This is a genomic window from Cyclobacterium xiamenense, from assembly GCF_042140265.1.
Lineage (GTDB): Bacteria > Bacteroidota > Bacteroidia > Cytophagales > Cyclobacteriaceae > Cyclobacterium > Cyclobacterium xiamenense_A.
This window is the reverse complement of sequence record NZ_CP159481.1, coordinates 5,735,793-5,752,605: the sequence shown is the minus strand read 5'-3', so window position 1 is coordinate 5,752,605 and position 16,813 is coordinate 5,735,793. Positions and strand designations below refer to the sequence as shown.

The 16,813-nt window shown below is 46.6% G+C and carries 16 protein-coding genes; 10 read left to right on the top strand and 6 right to left on the bottom strand.

Annotation, left to right across the window (positions count from 1 at the left end):
* The first annotated feature begins 2 nt into the window (after window positions 1–2).
* The 10 genes from ABWH99_RS23590 to ABWH99_RS23545 all read left to right on the top strand — a co-directional run bounded on the left by ABWH99_RS23590 (window position 3) and on the right by ABWH99_RS23545 (window position 9,871).
* Complete coding sequence (locus ABWH99_RS23590; protein WP_375584224.1) at window positions 3–395, top strand: F0F1 ATP synthase subunit epsilon; 393 nt, start codon at window positions 3–5, stop codon at window positions 393–395.
* A complete protein-coding gene (locus ABWH99_RS23585) occupies window positions 388–705 on the top strand; it encodes an AtpZ/AtpI family protein (RefSeq protein ID WP_375584223.1) in 318 nt (105 codons plus the stop codon). The genes ABWH99_RS23590 and ABWH99_RS23585 overlap by 8 nt, the downstream gene beginning before the upstream one ends.
* The gene (locus ABWH99_RS23580; protein WP_375584222.1) at window positions 698–1,024 is read left to right on the top strand and encodes an ATP synthase subunit I; all 327 of its coding nucleotides are present in this window, start codon (window positions 698–700) and stop codon (window positions 1,022–1,024) included. The genes ABWH99_RS23585 and ABWH99_RS23580 overlap by 8 nt, the downstream gene beginning before the upstream one ends.
* Entirely contained in the window at window positions 1,014–1,730 is a 717-nt protein-coding gene (locus ABWH99_RS23575; protein WP_375584221.1) for a F0F1 ATP synthase subunit A, read from the top strand. The genes ABWH99_RS23580 and ABWH99_RS23575 overlap by 11 nt, the downstream gene beginning before the upstream one ends.
* Window positions 1,723–1,992, top strand: a complete 270-nt coding sequence (locus ABWH99_RS23570; protein ID WP_375584220.1) for a F0F1 ATP synthase subunit C — start codon at window positions 1,723–1,725, stop codon at window positions 1,990–1,992. Before ABWH99_RS23575 ends, ABWH99_RS23570 begins: the two co-directional genes overlap by 8 nt.
* Window positions 1,993–1,996: 4 nt before the next feature.
* Window positions 1,997–2,740: a F0F1 ATP synthase subunit B gene (locus ABWH99_RS23565; RefSeq protein ID WP_375584219.1), complete on the top strand. Its 744-nt coding sequence runs from the start codon at window positions 1,997–1,999 to the stop codon at window positions 2,738–2,740.
* Between the two features lie 26 nt (window positions 2,741–2,766).
* On the top strand, window positions 2,767–4,383 hold the full coding sequence (locus ABWH99_RS23560; protein ID WP_375584218.1) for an alternate F1F0 ATPase, F1 subunit alpha: 1,617 nt from the start codon (window positions 2,767–2,769) through the stop codon (window positions 4,381–4,383).
* Window positions 4,384–4,397: 14 nt separating this feature from the next.
* Complete coding sequence (locus tag ABWH99_RS23555; RefSeq protein ID WP_375584217.1) at window positions 4,398–6,950, top strand: cation-translocating P-type ATPase; 2,553 nt, start codon at window positions 4,398–4,400, stop codon at window positions 6,948–6,950.
* A complete protein-coding gene (locus ABWH99_RS23550; protein ID WP_375584216.1) occupies window positions 6,947–7,837 on the top strand; it encodes a F0F1 ATP synthase subunit gamma in 891 nt (296 codons plus the stop codon). The genes ABWH99_RS23555 and ABWH99_RS23550 overlap by 4 nt, the downstream gene beginning before the upstream one ends.
* A 450-nt stretch (window positions 7,838–8,287) precedes the next feature.
* Window positions 8,288–9,871: a fibronectin type III domain-containing protein gene (locus tag ABWH99_RS23545; protein WP_375584215.1), complete on the top strand. Its 1,584-nt coding sequence runs from the start codon at window positions 8,288–8,290 to the stop codon at window positions 9,869–9,871.
* A 414-nt stretch (window positions 9,872–10,285) separates the two neighbouring features.
* On the opposite strand, the gene ABWH99_RS23540 is transcribed toward ABWH99_RS23545, so the two are convergent.
* The 6 genes from ABWH99_RS23540 to denD form a co-directional block, all read right to left on the bottom strand.
* Window positions 10,286–10,999: a LytR/AlgR family response regulator transcription factor gene (locus ABWH99_RS23540; protein ID WP_375584214.1), complete on the bottom strand. Its 714-nt coding sequence runs from the start codon at window positions 10,997–10,999 to the stop codon at window positions 10,286–10,288.
* Window positions 10,996–12,036 (bottom strand): sensor histidine kinase, encoded by a 1,041-nt coding sequence (locus ABWH99_RS23535; RefSeq protein ID WP_375584213.1) that lies wholly within the window; start codon window positions 12,034–12,036, stop codon window positions 10,996–10,998. Before ABWH99_RS23535 ends, ABWH99_RS23540 begins: the two co-directional genes overlap by 4 nt.
* A 151-nt stretch (window positions 12,037–12,187) precedes the next feature.
* Window positions 12,188–12,775, bottom strand: coding sequence for a hypothetical protein (locus ABWH99_RS23530; RefSeq protein ID WP_375584212.1), 588 nt, complete (start codon window positions 12,773–12,775; stop codon window positions 12,188–12,190).
* Between the two features lie 260 nt (window positions 12,776–13,035).
* Window positions 13,036–15,024, bottom strand: a complete 1,989-nt coding sequence (locus ABWH99_RS23525) for an FG-GAP repeat domain-containing protein (RefSeq protein WP_375584211.1) — start codon at window positions 15,022–15,024, stop codon at window positions 13,036–13,038.
* A 58-nt stretch (window positions 15,025–15,082) separates the two neighbouring features.
* Window positions 15,083–15,835, bottom strand: a complete 753-nt coding sequence (locus tag ABWH99_RS23520; protein WP_375584210.1) for an SDR family oxidoreductase — start codon at window positions 15,833–15,835, stop codon at window positions 15,083–15,085.
* Window positions 15,832–16,797: a D-erythronate dehydrogenase gene (denD, locus tag ABWH99_RS23515; RefSeq protein ID WP_375584209.1), complete on the bottom strand. Its 966-nt coding sequence runs from the start codon at window positions 16,795–16,797 to the stop codon at window positions 15,832–15,834. Before denD ends, ABWH99_RS23520 begins: the two co-directional genes overlap by 4 nt.
* Between the last annotated feature and the right edge of the window lie 16 nt (window positions 16,798–16,813).

The window sequence follows — 16,813 nt, the reverse complement described above, 5'->3', positions numbered from 1 at the left end:
CCATGCATCTTAAAATATTGCTCCCTTTTCGTGTGCTTGTTGACATTCAGCATGTCAGGCGAATCGTCATGGAAACAAGTGAAGGTTCATTCGGGCTTTTGCCTCAGAGACTAGATTGTGTAGCTGCCTTGGTTCCGGGAATTTTTACCTATGAAACAGATCGTGAACATTATATTGCCATTGATGAAGGAGTGATGATAAAAGCAGGAGAAGAGGTATTGGTGTCCGTGCGTAATGCCATTCGTGGATCAAGTCTGGAGGACCTGAATCAATCCGTAGAAAAGGAGTTTAAACGCCTCGATGAGAATGAAAAAGAAATCCGAAGTTCAATGGTAAAGATGGAGAGTGGCTTCATTATGAGCCTTGATAAACTAAGAGAAGATCATCATGGTTGACACAGATAAGGGCAGGATAAATGATTTAAGCCGTCGGGTTGGAGACAAAGCCCGGAGAAAAATAAAAGCAAAACGAGAAGGACACCGTAGTGTATTGTCCGGCCTTGGAATGTTTGGACTAATTGGCTGGTCAATTGTTGTCCCAACACTTGCAGGTGCAGCAATGGGTCTATGGCTAGACCGGCGATACCCCCAAACCTTCTCCTGGACCCTAAGCTTGTTGATTGCGGGTTTGCTTATTGGTTGCCTGCTTGCCTGGCAATGGGTAGAAAATGAACATAACGATATAAACGAAGAAGAAAATGAATGAAACCCTTTTTATGAGCGTATCGCTACTTACCGGAGTCGTTATAGGTAGTATTTTCTTTGGAGGACTTTGGCTCACTGTAAAAAAAGGAATGTCATCAAAAGCACCCGCTCTGTGGTTTTTAGGAAGCTTTATCTTACGAATGGGAACCGCAATTGGGGGCTTTTACCTGATTTTACAAGGAGGGGATTGGCTTAGTGGTCTTATTTGTTTGGCCGGATTTATTGCTACCAGATTTATAGTAATTCGCCTTTCCCGGGCTTATGATGAAAAAGTAAAATTGGTGAATAAAGAAGTAAAGGAAACGGTTCATGAAGCTTAGCCCTGATCAAACTATTTTTTGGGAATATGGCTTTCTTTCCCTTAACCTGACCATTGTTACTACATGGGGGATAATGTTGCTATTGGTCATTTCGTCCATACTTATCACCAGAAAGTTAAAAACGGAAATACGAATTTCGCGCTGGCAATGCTTTCTGGAAATATTAGTTACCGGCATCAATCAACAAATTAAAGAAGTAGGATTAAAGCAGCCGGAACTTTATATTGGATTCATTGGTACCCTTTTCTTATTTGTAGCCATGGCCAATCTATTGATCATTTTCCCCTGGTACGAGCCGCCTACGGGATCTCTTTCTACCACCGCAGCGCTAGCCATCTCGGTGCTTTTTGCTGTGCCTTTTTTTGGAATCGAGGAGAATGGTTTTTTGGGATATTTAAAGTCATACATTAAGCCAACTTTTATCATGTTGCCGTTTAACATTATTGGCGAAATTTCCCGAACGCTCGCCCTGACGATCCGCCTTTTTGGTAATATCATGAGTGGGGGATTGATTGTAGCTGTTTTACTAAGTATTGCTCCCTTTATATTTCCTGTAGTGATGACTGTTTTGGGACTTTTAACGGGAATGGTACAAGCCTATATTTTCAGTATTTTGGCCACCGTTTATATCGCTGCTGCTATGAAAGAGAGTCAACGAAAATCAAAAAAAACAATAAATCCACAAAAGGAGGTAAAAAATGGATAGTATAACGACAATTGCAATAACTTCAATAATAATGGCCGGATTTACCACAGGAATTGGATGTTTGCTTCCTGCTTTAAGCGAAGGGAAGGCTGTGGCTGCCGCTTTAGGGTCAATCGCACAGCAACCTGATGCATCTCCAACAATTACCAGAACCTTATTTGTAGGTTTAGCCATGATCGAATCCACGGCCATTTATTGTTTCGTGGTATCGATGATTCTCATTTTTGCCAATCCATTTTGGAATTACATTACAGCAATATAATCGCATGGAAGTCAATTGGTTTACGGTTGTTGCGCAGATCATTAATTTTTTCATTCTAGTATGGCTACTCAAAAGGTTTCTTTATAGGCCTATTTTGAATGCCATCGATGAAAGAGAAGGTAAAATCGCAGCGCAATTGAAGGATGCGGAAATGAAAAAAACCGAGGCAAAAAAGGAGCAGGAAGATTTTCAGCAAAAGAATGTCACGTTCGATCTGGAAAAGAGAGAACGAACAGATAAGATGATTTTAGAGACGAAAGAGGAACGCCAAAAACTGTTGGATCAGGCACGTAAGGATGCTAAGGCTTTGGCTAAACAGCTGGAAAAATCCGCAAGAGAAAAACAACTTGACCAACAATTGGAGCTCAATAAAAAAATCAGGGAAGAGGTTTTTGCCGTTTCTCGTAAAGCACTTTCGGATCTTGCATCAGTGAGCTTTGAAGAACAGTTGATACAGGTCTTTATCAAACGGCTGAAAGCACTGAAGGAAAAAGAATTGAAACAATTAAAGGCAGCTTTTAAAGATACGTCTGATGCAATGTTCGTAAGGAGCGCCGTGGCTTTGCCTAAAAAGCAACAATATGAGCTCAAAAAAGCAATTGATACGATATTAGATGCAGATACTGCTTTGATATTTGAGGAATCCCCTGCATTGATTGGTGGGATTGAATTGAGCACGAAAGAATACAAACTGGCTTGGAGCATTTCGGAATACCTCAGTGCCTTCGAAAATGAGGTTGCTAAATAACGCTCTAAATAGGAAGAAAATCGCCAATGGAGGTAAATAAAATTAATCATACTGCCCCTGATGTTTTTACTCAATTACTTAAGGCCCGGGAAAAGTATACTTTCCCATTTGAGCCTCGGGAAGTAGGTTATATAACAAGCGTTTCTGCCGGTATTGTGAAAGTTTCTGGTCTACCATCTGTAGGCTTTGAAGAACTGTTAAAGTTTTCGGGAGACCTGTATGGCATTGCCTATAACATTGATGAAGACGAAATAGGGGTGATCTTACTTGGAGATGACTCCATGCTCAATGTCGGAGATGAAGTAGAGCGAACGGAGCGTGTGATGGATATTCCGGTAGGCCAAACATTGATTGGCAGAATCCTCAATCCACTAGGTCAGGCAGTGGATGGGGAAGGTGCCATTCCGCACGAGCATAGGTTGCCTATAGAGCGTACAGCAGCAGCCATTATGGACCGTTCTCAAGTGTCTGTACCCCTACAAACGGGGCTTAAAGTTATAGATGCCTTGATTCCCATAGGTCGGGGACAGCGGGAATTGATTCTGGGAGACAGACAAACAGGCAAAACGGCTATTGCCATAGATACCATCATCAATCAGGCCGACAAAAATGTGATTTGCGTGTATTGCGCAATTGGTCAGCGGGCTTCCACTATAGCCAAGCTTATTGCCAATCTCAAAGAAAAAGGAGCCATGGCATATACTGTGGTGGTGGTTACGGAAGGAAATGACCCTCCGGGATTGAAATACATTGCGCCCTACGCTGCAACCAGTATCGCAGAATATTTCATGGAGCAGGGTAGTGATGTGCTCATTGTTTATGATGATCTCACCCACCATGCAAGAGCTTACCGGGAACTGTCCTTGTTATTGAGAAGACCACCGGGACGGGAAGCCTTCCCGGGAGATATTTTTTATATCCATTCCAGGTTGCTGGAACGGTCTACACATCTAAGTGAGGAACTGGGTGGAGGGTCTTTGACTGCATTGCCGATCATTGAAACTGAAGCGCAAAACATCTCTGCTTATATTCCTACGAATCTGATTTCTATCACCGATGGTCAGATTTACCTGTCACCTAAACTTTTTGAACTAGGTATTCTACCCGCAGTGGATGTTGGTAAATCCGTTTCTCGTGTTGGCGGCAAAGCACAGTTGCCGGGTTATCGTTCTGTAACAGGGAACCTGAAGCTTGCCTATGCCCAGTTTGAAGAGTTAGAAAACTATTCCCGCTTTGGTACCCGATTGGATGAAGAGACCAAAAAAACCATAGCACATGGAAAAAGAATCCGCAATTGGCTGGTACAGGAAAGGCTGCAACCCCTGTCTGTCGTAGAACAAATAGTGGTACTGTTGGCATTGACCAAAGGGTATTTTGATACCATCCCACTTGAAAAGACGCGTGATGCTGAAGCTGCATTGCAGAAGGCCAGTGATGAGCTTGACGCTGACATTATCCAACGCTTGTTTTCAAAAGGCAAACTGTCTGATGAAGACCAGGAGACCATTTTAGGCCTGGCAAAAATAGCGCTTAGTCCATTTGGAGCCGATAAAGAAGAAAGTAAAACGGGAGAAAAGGCAACCTCAAATCCTGTTAATGGCGAAAATCATAATCCTCCGGAGAATCCTGCTTCGGTGGACTAAACTACTTATTGACGATGCGCATAGACAATTTCAATATTCAAGGTTTAACAAGTGCGCAGGTCAATACCGCAAGAGAGAAATTTGGACAGAACACACTAAACTATAAAAAAGAAAACAGCGTTTTAGATGCCCTAATAAAATTGGCAAAAGAGCCAATGATTATCTTATTATTGGTGGCCTCTCTTATCTATTTTGTAAGTGGTAAAACAGGGGATGGAACCTTTCTTGTGTCTGCCATTATAATTGTTTCTATCATTTCCCTATTCCAGGATTCAAGAAGCCGAAACGCTTTACAAAAATTAAAAACGTTAACACAACCCAATTGTAAAGTAATTCGGGACGGAAATCTCGAAGAAATAAAAAGCGAAAGCTTAGTAGTTGGAGATAGTTTGGTGGTGGAAGAAGGAACTTCAATTGCAGCCGATGGACGCATTGTTCATTCCAATGATTTCTCTGTCAATGAATCCATTCTTACCGGAGAATCTTTATCGGTATTAAAAGACAAAGAAAAAGAAGATAACCTGGTCTTTAAAGGTACTACTGTTGAAAGTGGTTTGGCTATTGTGACCATTACTAATATTGGCAACGATACCAAACTAGGGAAAATAGGCAAAAGTCTTGAAAGCATTAAAGAAGAAAAGACGCCCTTAGAGCTTCAAATTAACAGTTTTGTAAAAAAACTGGTGATAGCTGGCGCCCTGGTGTTCCTTGTGGTTTGGGCCATCAATTATTTTCATTCATACGATTTACTGGACAGTTTGCTCAAGGCACTCACCCTAGCCATGAGCATTTTGCCGGAAGAAGTGCCTATGGCGTTTAGCGCTTTTATGGCCATTGGCGCCTGGCGTTTAATGAAAATGGGGATTGTGGTAAAGCAGATGAAAACCGTGGAAACTTTAGGTAGCGCCACCGTACTATGTACCGATAAAACAGGAACCATTACCGAAAATAAAATGAGTCTGGCCAGACTTTTTGTGCCCTCAGGCCAGAAGATTTCCAACCCTGAAGACGATTTGACAGCCGGGGAAAGACAGCTCATAACCGTAGCCATGTGGGCAAGTGAGCCTATTCCTTTTGATCCAATGGAAGTGGCCTTACACGATACGTATATCAAATTAAATAAAGAAGATGCACGCCAGGATTTCAAAATGGCTCACGAGTACCCCCTGGATGGAGAGCCGCCTATGATGACCCATATTTTTGAAAATGGCAAGGGTAAAAGAATTGTTGCTGCTAAAGGAGCCCCTGAAGCATTGATGAATGTTTGCCATCTCACAAAAGAGGAAAGGCAACAAATTGAGCAAGCCATACAAACCATTACCAGTGAAGGGTATAGGGTTTTAGGTGTAGGCGAAAGTGATTTTGAGGGAAGCTCCTTTCCCGAAACACAGCAAGAGATTCCTTTTACATTCAAAGGGATAGTGGCCTTTTACGACCCACCAAAGAAGAACATCAATAAAGTATTAGAAGACTTTTACGAAGCAGGTATAGCTGTAAAAATTATTACTGGTGACAATGCTTCAACAACCACTGCTATTGCCCGGCAAATCGCTTTTAAAGGGTATGAGCAAAGTGTGTCGGGAGATGAATTGATGAAACTTTCAGATGATGAATTGAAAGAAAAAGTAGTCCAAACGAACATTTTTACAAGAATGTTTCCGGAAGCTAAATTGAGGATAATAACCGCATTAAAGGCAAAAGGCCAAATAGTGGCCATGACAGGCGATGGCGTAAATGATGGGCCTGCTTTGAAAGCTGCCCATATCGGTATTGCTATGGGTAAAAAGGGAACAGAAATAGCCAAACAAGCCGCTTCACTCATTTTGGTAGAAGATGATCTATCCAAAATGGTAGACGCCGTGGCCATGGGCAGGAAAATATATGCCAATCTCAAAAAAGCCATTCAATATATTATATCCATTCATATACCGATTATTCTTACCGTTTTTATTCCATTGGCCTTAGGCTGGGTTTATCCAAATATTTTTTCACCCGTTCACATTATTTTTTTAGAACTAGTCATGGGACCGACCTGCTCTATCATTTTTGAAAATGAGCCAATGGAGAAAAACACCATGACGCAAAAGCCAAGACCATTTTCGACAACTTTTTTCAAGGGGAAAGAATTAACGACAAGTGCCATACAGGGGTTAATCATTACTGCAGGGACTTTATCAATCTACCAATATTCTATTTATCAGTCATATGATGAGGCCCTTACGCGAACAATGGTGTTTATTGTTTTAATAGCTGCCAATATATTTCTAACCCTTGTAAACCGTTCTTTTTATTATTCTATACTCACTACCATGAAGTACAAAAACAATTTGATTTTACTCATCATCGGCATAACAATTACCATTACAGCACTCTTGTTATTTGTTCCGCTATTAACTGCATTTTTTGGATTCGCCCAGGTTAATGCAACACAGTTGTTTACGGGTATAGGGGTAGGTTTCGTATCCGTTATTTGGTTTGAATTGGTAAAAATCAGAACCAGGAGAATAGGGAATAGCAACAGGCCTGTTTTTGGCAAGAGTGTGGCTGTAATGGATGAATTGCGATGAAAACACTAGCCTATTTACAGCAAAAGCTCCGAAGTGCAGAGGATTTGAAAGCTGTGGTGCGAACCATGAAGGCAATGGCTGCTTCCAATATTGGACAATATGAATTGGCAGTCAGTTCCCTTGGCGAATACAATAGAACGGTCGGTTTAGGTATTCTTGCCTATTTCAGAGAAAAACCGCCAATTGTTTTAAGGAACAAGGCGATTGTAGGAAGTAAAAAGGAGCCAAGGTATTGTGCAATAGTTTTTGGATCCGATCAGGGGCTGGTTGGACAGTTTAATGACGCCATTGCAGGTTTTATGGCAGCTTATTTTTCGGATTTACCAGGTAAAAAGGAGGTATGGGCTGTAGGTGAGCGTTTGGGGTCGAAATTGCTTGACCTGGGATATCCTCCGACCAAGCGCTTTGTCCTGCCGGCTGCCGTGGAGGCGATCACTCCCCTTGTAAGTCAAATCCTAGTGAAAAGTGAGGAAAATATCGATAATGGACGATTCAATGGGGTCTACGTTTTTCATAACCAGCCAAAAATTGGCGTAGGGTACAGCCAGATAGCAGAAAAATTATTGCCCCTGGATGAACAGTGGAAACAGCGTTTTTTAAGCCTGGAATGGCCAACAAGTTATCTCCCTCAGGTAGCCGGAGGGATGAAAGATACGCTTTTAGCACTCATTCACGAATACCTTTTTTCTTCCCTGTTCAAAGCCTGCGCAGCATCTCTGGCCAGTGAGAATGCCAGTAGGTTGATAGCCATGCAACGTGCAGAAAAAAATATTGAAGAGCTTTTGGAAAACCTGCACCATGACTACCACCAGCTGAGGCAGGGTTTAATCGATGAAGAATTGTTTGATGTTATTTCCGGTTTCGAAGCACTAAAAAAAGGGCGGTAGCTTGTATTTCATACAGAAAAAGAAATAGCTGAAAATTGGGGAATTTGCTCATTTTTTTGGGGCCTCGGAGGTTCGACGAATCCGAATTCGGACCCAAGTCGGTGTTCCCTGTCCGAGTTAAGGAAAATTATCCGGTTTTTTTAGCTTTCTGTTCGATAACAGAGGCTGGGCTCGCTTAGCGATCGAGCATTCGTATACGCCGTGGCCCTGCTTTCTTTCGCTATGGCGAATCCTTTTCGGGCGGCCCAAAGAATACAAGAAATAGATCCGATCCGCCTAACAATCGCCCCCCGGGTAGGCCGAACCCGGAAGAATTGGCTTTTTTTAAGCCCTGTTTACTTGCTTTTCTCACGAAAATAGTACCTTGGGATGCGCATGGCAATTCCCGGCTGGGAATAGTGTCAGCGCGTTGTCGTTGTTCCAAACCAAAACGTAATTCGTACATTGAAAATGGCGTTCAAATCAGTTTTATTCGCTTTGTTTGCAAGTGCTTGCTTTCCCTCCCTGGCCCAGACCCTGGAGATCAAACCCTACCTGCAAGATGTAGAGCCAAATTCTGCCATCGTCATGTGGCAGACCTCCGACGGGGAGGAAAGTACGGTAGAATGGGGCACCAGTCCCGAATTGGGTGAAAGCGCTACGGGTACTTCTGAAGCGATCAATTTTGACGATACGCGGGTTCATACCGTCAAGATCACAGGTTTGGAACGGTTTACCGAATATTATTACCGGGTTCGTACCGGGAATGCTCGTTCGGATATTTTTCAATTTAAAACACCTCCTTTTTCCAGCGACGCCAAGGATTTTAAGCTCGTTGCCATGAGCGATATGCAGTACGACCACAACCAACCCGATAAATTTAGCGAAGTGGTGAACGAAGGGGTGATCGCCTATCTTGAAAAAGAGTTTGGCGGATCCCTTCCGGATAACCTGGCAATGGTGTTGATTCCGGGAGATTTGGTGGAAAATGGTGCGAAGTTTTATCAGTGGAAAGACCACTTTTTTAATCCGGCAGCACAATTATTCGCGCAGGTGCCGGTATATCCCGTTCCCGGCAACCACGAGCGTAATTCTGTTTACTACTTTAAATATTTTAGTTTGCCTGAGAATGGTACGCCTGCCTATTCCGAACATTGGTGGTACAAGGATTACGGCAATACCCGGGTGATCGGTTTGGACTCAAACGATGGGTACAGGGATTTGCGGGAACAACTGGATTGGTTGAAAGAGCTGTTGGCCGACACGGAAAAGGACGATAAAATCGACTTTGTTTTTGCGCAGTTGCATCACCCGTTTAAGTCCGAACTTTGGATTCCAGGCGAAGAGGACTTTACCGGGCGAATCGTCAAGGAATTGGAACAATTTTCTACGAAAACAGGAAAGCCCAGCATTCACTTTTTTGGACACACGCACGGATATTCCCGGGGACAATCCAGGGATCACAAACACCTCTGGATCAATGTGGCCTCCGCAGGAGGGGCCATCGACAACTGGGGCGAATTTGAAGGGAGGGATTACGATGAGTTTACCGTTACGCAAGACGAGTACGGATTTGTCATGGTGTCCATAGACGGCGATAGAAGCGATCCAAAATTCACCATCCAACGAATCAGCCGCGGCAATACCCTGGAGCATCGGGAAAATGAATTGAGAGATAGCATTACGGTATGGAGAAAGGAACGAAAACCGAATACCCCCGAAGCGATTTCCCCCGCCGGATCAGCGGTTTCGATCCGAGGAGCTGTTCTGAAAGCCGGTCCATTCACCAGCAAGTATACGGGCACCTTTCACGCCGCTTCCCATTGGCAGCTGTCAAGATCACCGGGATTTGAAAAATTGGACTATGAGAGCTGGCAGCAATACCAAAACTGGTACTACAAAGAAAACCGACAAAAGGACGACGACTTAACGGATGAAAAAACGGAGCGCCTGGCTCCCGATACAAAATACTATTGGCGGGTTCGTTACCGCGACCAAAACCTGAATTGGAGCGATTGGTCAGCCGTTAGTACCTTTCAAACCGGGGATAAATGACCCATACTCCGGCTATCCCCATGAAATGACTGCCTTGCAGGCGATTTTTGAAGAATGCGTCCTACAGGGCTGCCGTGCTTAGCGGTGTGCAACGATGCCGAAAAGGATAACCTCAGGTGCATGGATGCAGCGAAAGAATCGCCTTATTCTCGCGGTGCCTGAGATTTCAAAGGTGTGGAAAGGACCGGGATAAGCTTGTATCCTGGCAAAAATGGTATAAAAAGGAGGCCGGGAGGACCATTTTTACGAGCAGACCGAACGAAGGGGCTGAATTGACCGTCTATTTACACTGCCGATTCATACCTTCTGTGCCCTAGCCTACCCCTAACGGTGCTTTTTGCATGCATTCCCGGTTTGTGGTTGCCTGGTTTCGGATAATTTTTTATGTGTCCAGCCAAGGGGTATCTCCATTTTTCAATTCCCGCTACGCATCCATTTTTCCACTTCTTCCCGGTAGGACTCCCCGATCGAAAACTCCTGATCCCCCAGAAAAAGGCTGTTTTTACGGACGGCGGTAATTTCTGACAGCGCCACGGAATAGGATTTATGGATGCGTATAAATTTGCCGGGAGGTAAGATCCTTTCGAGTTCCTTGAAACTCATCCGTACCACCAACGGTTGTTCCTGGCTTTTGAGATGAAACTTGATGTAATCCCCATATCCTTTCATCCAGACAATATCGTCAAACCGGATTTTCAGCTGGCTGTAATCCACCTGGGCAAAGAAATGGTCGGGGGACTTTCCGGGACTATCGGCCGGTTTTGAAGTTTTCAGCTCGTGGCGTTCTTTCGCCCGATTACAGGCCTTGATAAACCGCTCCAGGGGCACAGGTTTTACCAGGTAATCCACCACATCCAGGTCAAAACTATCCACAGCGTACTGGCTATAGGCGGTAATGAAAATAACCATCGGTTTCTTTTGCAAGCTGGAGATAAACTGAAACCCCGTGAGCCCGGGCATTTGAATATCGGTAAATATCAGGTCGACGGGCTGTTTGCGTAGCGCTTCCATGGCCTCAAAGGCATTGCTGCAGGTAGCCAGCAAATGTAGGAAGGGAACCTTGCTGATATTGTCCTTTAACAGCTCAAGGCCCAGGGGTTCGTCATCTATGGCAATGCAGGTGATCATGGTGTAAAGGTTAATTGTAAGTGGACGGTAAACCATCCATCGCTTTTATCAATAGTAAGGCGATGTTTGCTACCATAGAGCAGCTCCAACCGTCGGCTTACATTGGATAGGTCTATCCCTGAAATGGTATCCATGGTCTCATTTTCTTTGCTGTATTTGTTTTTTACCCTGAATTGAAGTTGCCCCTCTTTGGCGCTAAGGGAAATGTAAATGGTTGGGTCGGGAATCATTCCGGTGCCATGCTTCAGGGCATTTTCCACAAAAGGAATGAGGAGCATGGGTTCGATGCGATGCCAGTTTTCCGCGGCTTGTACCTCTGTCACCAGTTGTAACCGGCTTCCGATCCGTTGTTTTTGAAGGTCAATATAGCTACTCAAATATTCTAACTCCTTTGTTAACGGTACTTTTTCCTCATCCGTCTCGAAAAACATGTAGCGCATCAGCGATGAAAGTTTTATCAACGAGGGTTCCAGCGCATCGCTTTTCATGCGTGCCAATGCCACCATCGTATTCAGGATATTCAGTATAAAATGCGGACTGATTTGAGAGCGGAGAAAGGCCAGTTCGGTCTTCAGGTTTTCTTGCTGTCTTTCACTGTCCAGGCGATCCGAGCGAATCTTGTCGGATACGGATTTAAAGGCGATGCCTGCCATCAGAATGAATACAAAGGGAACCGCATTGAAAAGCGCGGACCGGTAAAAGGAAAAATGCAGGTCGGGCAGAAGGATCTCAAAGAGCAGGCGGTGGAAGAACAGGATGCCAGCAAATAGCAGCAGTTGGACCCCAAGGTAGCCCGTAAATTTCCGTTGGTACAGAAGGCGGGGAATCAGGAGCCGGGTGTTTGCATAAAAGAGCAGGACCCAAAAGATATTGGTAAGGCTGTTTAGGTACAAAAAGTTTTCAGCCCGTGCGGATTGTGGTCCCCTGCCTCCGTAACCTTGCTCCACGAGAAAAGGCAACAAGAAAAAAATGGACCAGGTCAGTACGTGCAGAAAGGGAGCCTGGTATTTTTGAAACGAAGTCGAAAGGTTAGGCATATGGAACATATAGTAGAGGTACCAATATACAAAATGGTAGACGAACACGGTTTTGCAACCGCTGTCGAAGTGATCACAAAAAAAAGAAACCGGTTGGTATCCGGTTTCCAATGCTGCGTAAGAAATTCGCCAGTGAAGGGGAAGGGAGCCATTAGCTCACTTCGATGTATTGGGAATAGGTCGTTTTCCCGTCCGCTACGCGAATCGTATAACTGTCTTTCACCGCCTTTTCAAAGTTGAAGACTTTGTCAATGCTGCCGTCTACGTTTTCCGATGTGCGGAATACCTCGGCATTTTGGCTATTGGTGATCGTAATGTCCACCTTTTTCAGGTCTTCTGAAGAAAGGGCAAAGAACACGGTGGCGCCATCCACCCGAAAAACCGAGGGAGAGGATTTTTCTTCTTTCCGGAGGATTTCTATCCGGTCCTCAACCAATTTCAAGGTGTACACCTGGCTTGCCTTGGGGTTGTCCACCCGAAAGAAATACGTACCATCGGCTAATTGTTCCAGGTTAAACTTTTTTGCGTAGCTTCCTTCGTAGGCATCTGTGAAAAACAAGGTGTTCGCAGATTGATCGGTGATGGAAATGGTGGTCCCCTGTAGCTGGGAATGTAATTGAACGAAGAGATTTTTTCCCTCCTCCGAAATCACCAGGTCTGGACGGGGTGCAGGGGTCATGCTCGTAAGGGATACGAGGAACAAAACGGCTATTGCGGCACTTTTCATTAGATTTTTCATGATTTTTCGTTTTTTTGCCCGTCAGATGACGGGCGGTTCTTGAATTATTTTCATGACAAACCTAAGGAAAAGGAATGGCCTTCATCCCGGAAGGAGATCAACCCGAAAAAGTTTGCGATGAACCCGGAAAATCTTGCGGTGAAAGTTTTTGTGAATGTGTAGCGAATAGCAATCCGTAGTTTTTTCACCAGGCAAAACCGCATCCTTTCAACCGAATTTGTCCGCAATCAGGCCGGAAAATAAAAAAGATCCCTACCTCTTTACCGCGGCAGATGGTAAAAATGTCCGTCTTCGCCGCCTGCCAACACCTCCCAAACGCCGTCACCGTTCCAATCCACAAAGGTGGGGCTGGTGGTGTGTCCGGCCAGCATTTGGTCCGTAAACGGGGCATGGTATCGAAAGACCACCCTGTCCGGGCGTTGGCCGATATTTTCAAACAGGGACACGTTCAGGCTGTTAACCAGTAGGTCCATATCGCCGTCCTTGTCCCAGTCCACAAAGCTGATTTTGCGCCGACCGCTCCTGCCGGCCACTCCGGTATTTAGTCGAAGCGGCCCGGTTGCGGCCTCTTCCACTTCGTTTTTGCTGGTTAATGCGCTGGCATTTTCTCCAAAAAAGATACGTTTTCCAGGAAGTAAAACGGTTTCATCGTCTTTGCGGGTGCCCCGATACCAGGCCAGGTAGCCTTCATGATCCAGCATCACCAGATCCATGATGCCGTCTTCGTCCCAGTCGATGGCATAAGGAGTGGTTCGCCATTGGCTGACCAATTCCCCGGCCGCTGGCTTCCACCAGTTCCAGCTTGGGTAGGGTGGCGCCTGATTTCCCCAAGCTACCCGCACCGGTTGGGGGCCTTGTAGTTCCGTACCGGTATTCCGGATCCATTCCACCTTTCCCCAAATGGAATTGAATACGATATCCTGATGTCCGTCTCCGTCCCAATCCGCCACGGAGAGGGTGGTATAGCCCCATTTGGCTTCGGCGGGCCCCTGTATGGAACCCTTGTCCCCTGCTTGTATGCGAATCGGGTCGCCGTCGATTTCCAATAATTCCGGTTCGGCCCAGCTGGGCGTGGGGCCGCCGCTCAGATTTTCTATGAAGGCAATGTACCCGGCCGAATTGCCAGCAATGAGGTCATCGTCTCCATCGGAGTCCCAGTCTACGCTTACCGGCGTTACCAGTGCGCCAAATTTTAAGTGATCCGCTTGCTGCCGGAAATACCTGGGGGCTGTAAATTGGGGCATGCCGTCCCGCATTTTCCCGGTATGCTGCACCCAGGCGACGCGTCCGTCTTCATCGCCTACAATCAGGTCCACCTGTCCGTCCCGATCCCAATCAACGGCCACCGGGATGATCATTTCCAGATCCATTTTGATTAGACCTGCCTCATTTTCCAAAAATTGGCCTTCCCTGAATACGGGCTGTTCCCGGCTGCCCACGTTTTCGAAATAAGTCATCCGGTCCAGGAATTCCCCGCAGATCAAATCCAGGTCTCCATCGCCGTCAAAATCGGCCATATTTGGGGACGGGGCCCCGTATACGTCGATTTCCTTTCCATCGGCCTGCAGCCGGCCGCGGTTACGGTATTCCCCGTTCGTATGTTCCAGTAGGTACACGTATCCGTGCAGGGGGCCATTCACCCAGGTGCCGGTACTATCGTAGGCATTGTCCCAGCCATAATCCGACCAGTCGTCCATGCCCACCAGGATATCCAAATCGCCGTCTCCCTCGTAATCGACCATTTTCCATTGATTAAATCGAGGATTTTTTCCCAGATCTTTGGTGAGCTCTTCGATTGGAAATAAGGCTTCGGGTTTAGAGTCCAGGCTTTTCCGGAAATCCTTCAGTTCGGCGCCGGGGACGGTCACCTTGGGTTCACCCGGCCCGAAGTGGGAAACCTGAACCTTGGGGATAGCGTCTCCCAGGCGTACGGGAGGTTCAAACCGGGGAAAGGCTTCTCCACTGCTGTTTTCGAAAAAGTAAAGGCCATTAAAGGGCTTGTCCGGACAGGAAACCAGTAAATCCATATCTCCGTCCCCATCGTAGTCCATGGGCAGCGGCCAGGCCCATAGCCCCACTCCCAGGTAGGAACTGGCCTCGGGCCGATTGTAATTGACACGGGTAAATTCGGGTTCGTTTTTGGCCGTTTCGGCAGCTTTTTTCTGGCAACTTGTTCCAAGCAGCAGGCCGGAAACAAGGAGCAACGAAGCAGTTTTCAGGTAATTTGGCATGTCAGAGAAGTTTTTCATAAACGGGTTGGGAGGTACGGGTTCCTGGTGAATTACCCGGCATTGGCAAAAAAGGCCATCAGCCCCTACCCATATAGGGCATGCCGTTAGCCATGAGGGTGATCCAGGGTATGTTGGTGTCCAGCGGCAATCCGGCCATGTACACGACCGCGCGTCCCACCTCGTCCAGGTCCATGGTGGGTTCCGCCTTGTGCGAGCCGTCTGCCTGCAAAATACCTTCTTCGATTTTTTTGGTCATGGCACTTTTGGCATTTCCAATATCGATTTGGCCGCAGACAATGCCGTGGGCCCGTCCATCCAGGTTGCTGGAACGGGTAAGGCCGGTTACTGCATGTTTGCTTGCCGTGTAGGCTGCAGACAGCGGCCGGGGTACATGGGCCGAGATGGAGCCGTTGTTGATGATCCGCCCTCCTTTTGGTTGCTGTTTTTTCATCAGTCGAAAAGCTTCCTGGGTGCAAAGAAAGGCCCCGGTAAGGTTGGTGTCGATCACGCGTTTCCAATCGGCAAAGGCCAGGTCTTCCAGGGGCACGGCGGGGGCATTTACACCAGCGTTGTTAAACAAAAGGTCCAGGCGACCAAATTTTTTCTCCACCTGGATAAAAAGCTGCCGGATTGCGGCAGGGTCGGTAATATCCGCAGGAGCCACCAGGTGTGCGTTGCCGTTGCAAGCAGCTGCTGTTTCCTCCAGCTTTTCCTGGTTTCTGCCGGTGAGGATCAGCGTCCAGTTTGCGTTGGCAAGCGCCCGGGCCACGGAGCGGCCGATTCCCGAACCGGCACCGGTGATCAATGCGGTTTTGATAGTGTGATTCATGCTACGGTAAGTTGGATATTCTCTTCCCGAATGTAGTTTCGGATAATTTCTTCTACGTCCCGGTCTGCGGTAAAGCCAAGGTCAGTTGCTTTTCGGGTGTTAAAGTGGGGAGGCCAGGTCAACACGATGCTTTGAAGGAAGGCATCCGGCCGATAGCTGATGCGTTGGGTCACCCTGGGGCCGGCCACCCTTTCCAGGCAGTCGATCATGTGTTGTACCGATACGGTTAGTCCGGGCAGGTTAATGGTCCGATCCTCTCCGATTAGTTCGGGAGACAGGTTGGCTGCATGGAGAAAGTTCTTAACGACTTGTTTGGGAGATAGAATCCAGAATTCCGAGCTTGGGTCCACGGGATAGCTGGCCGGCTGTCCATTCAAGGGTTCGCGGATGATGCCACTCAAAAACGAGGAAGTAGCAGCATTGGGCTTACCGGGCCGCACGGTGATGGTGGGCAACCGGAGGCATCGGGCGTCCACAAATCCCCTGCGGCTGTAATCGTTCATTAGGAGGTCCACTATGGCTTTTTGGGTACCATAGGAGCTTCTGGGTTTTGGGGCGGTGTCCTCAGTGATTACTTGCTGCATGTCACCTCCAAAGATGCCACAGGAGCTGGCAAAGACGATGCGGGGGCGGTGGCCCAGTGCCCGGCATTTTTCCAACAGGTGCAGTGAACCGTTCAGGTTGACCTGCATGCCCAGGTCAAAATTTTTCTCTGCCTCTCCGCTTACCACGGCAGCGAGGTGAAAGATCAGGTCGGGCTTTTTATCGAGCAATGCATCTACCTGGGAGGGATCGCCAAAATCGCCCTGTATACAGTCAAATTGGGGGTTATTTGTCAGTTTTTCGGGGAAATGGCGGTCAAACAAGGTCAGGCTACTACCTGGATCAGGATGTTGTTGGCGGTATTCTATCGCCAGGCGGCTTCCGATAAAGCCGCCTCCGCCGATAATCAGTACATGCATGCGTTGATGGTTTTTT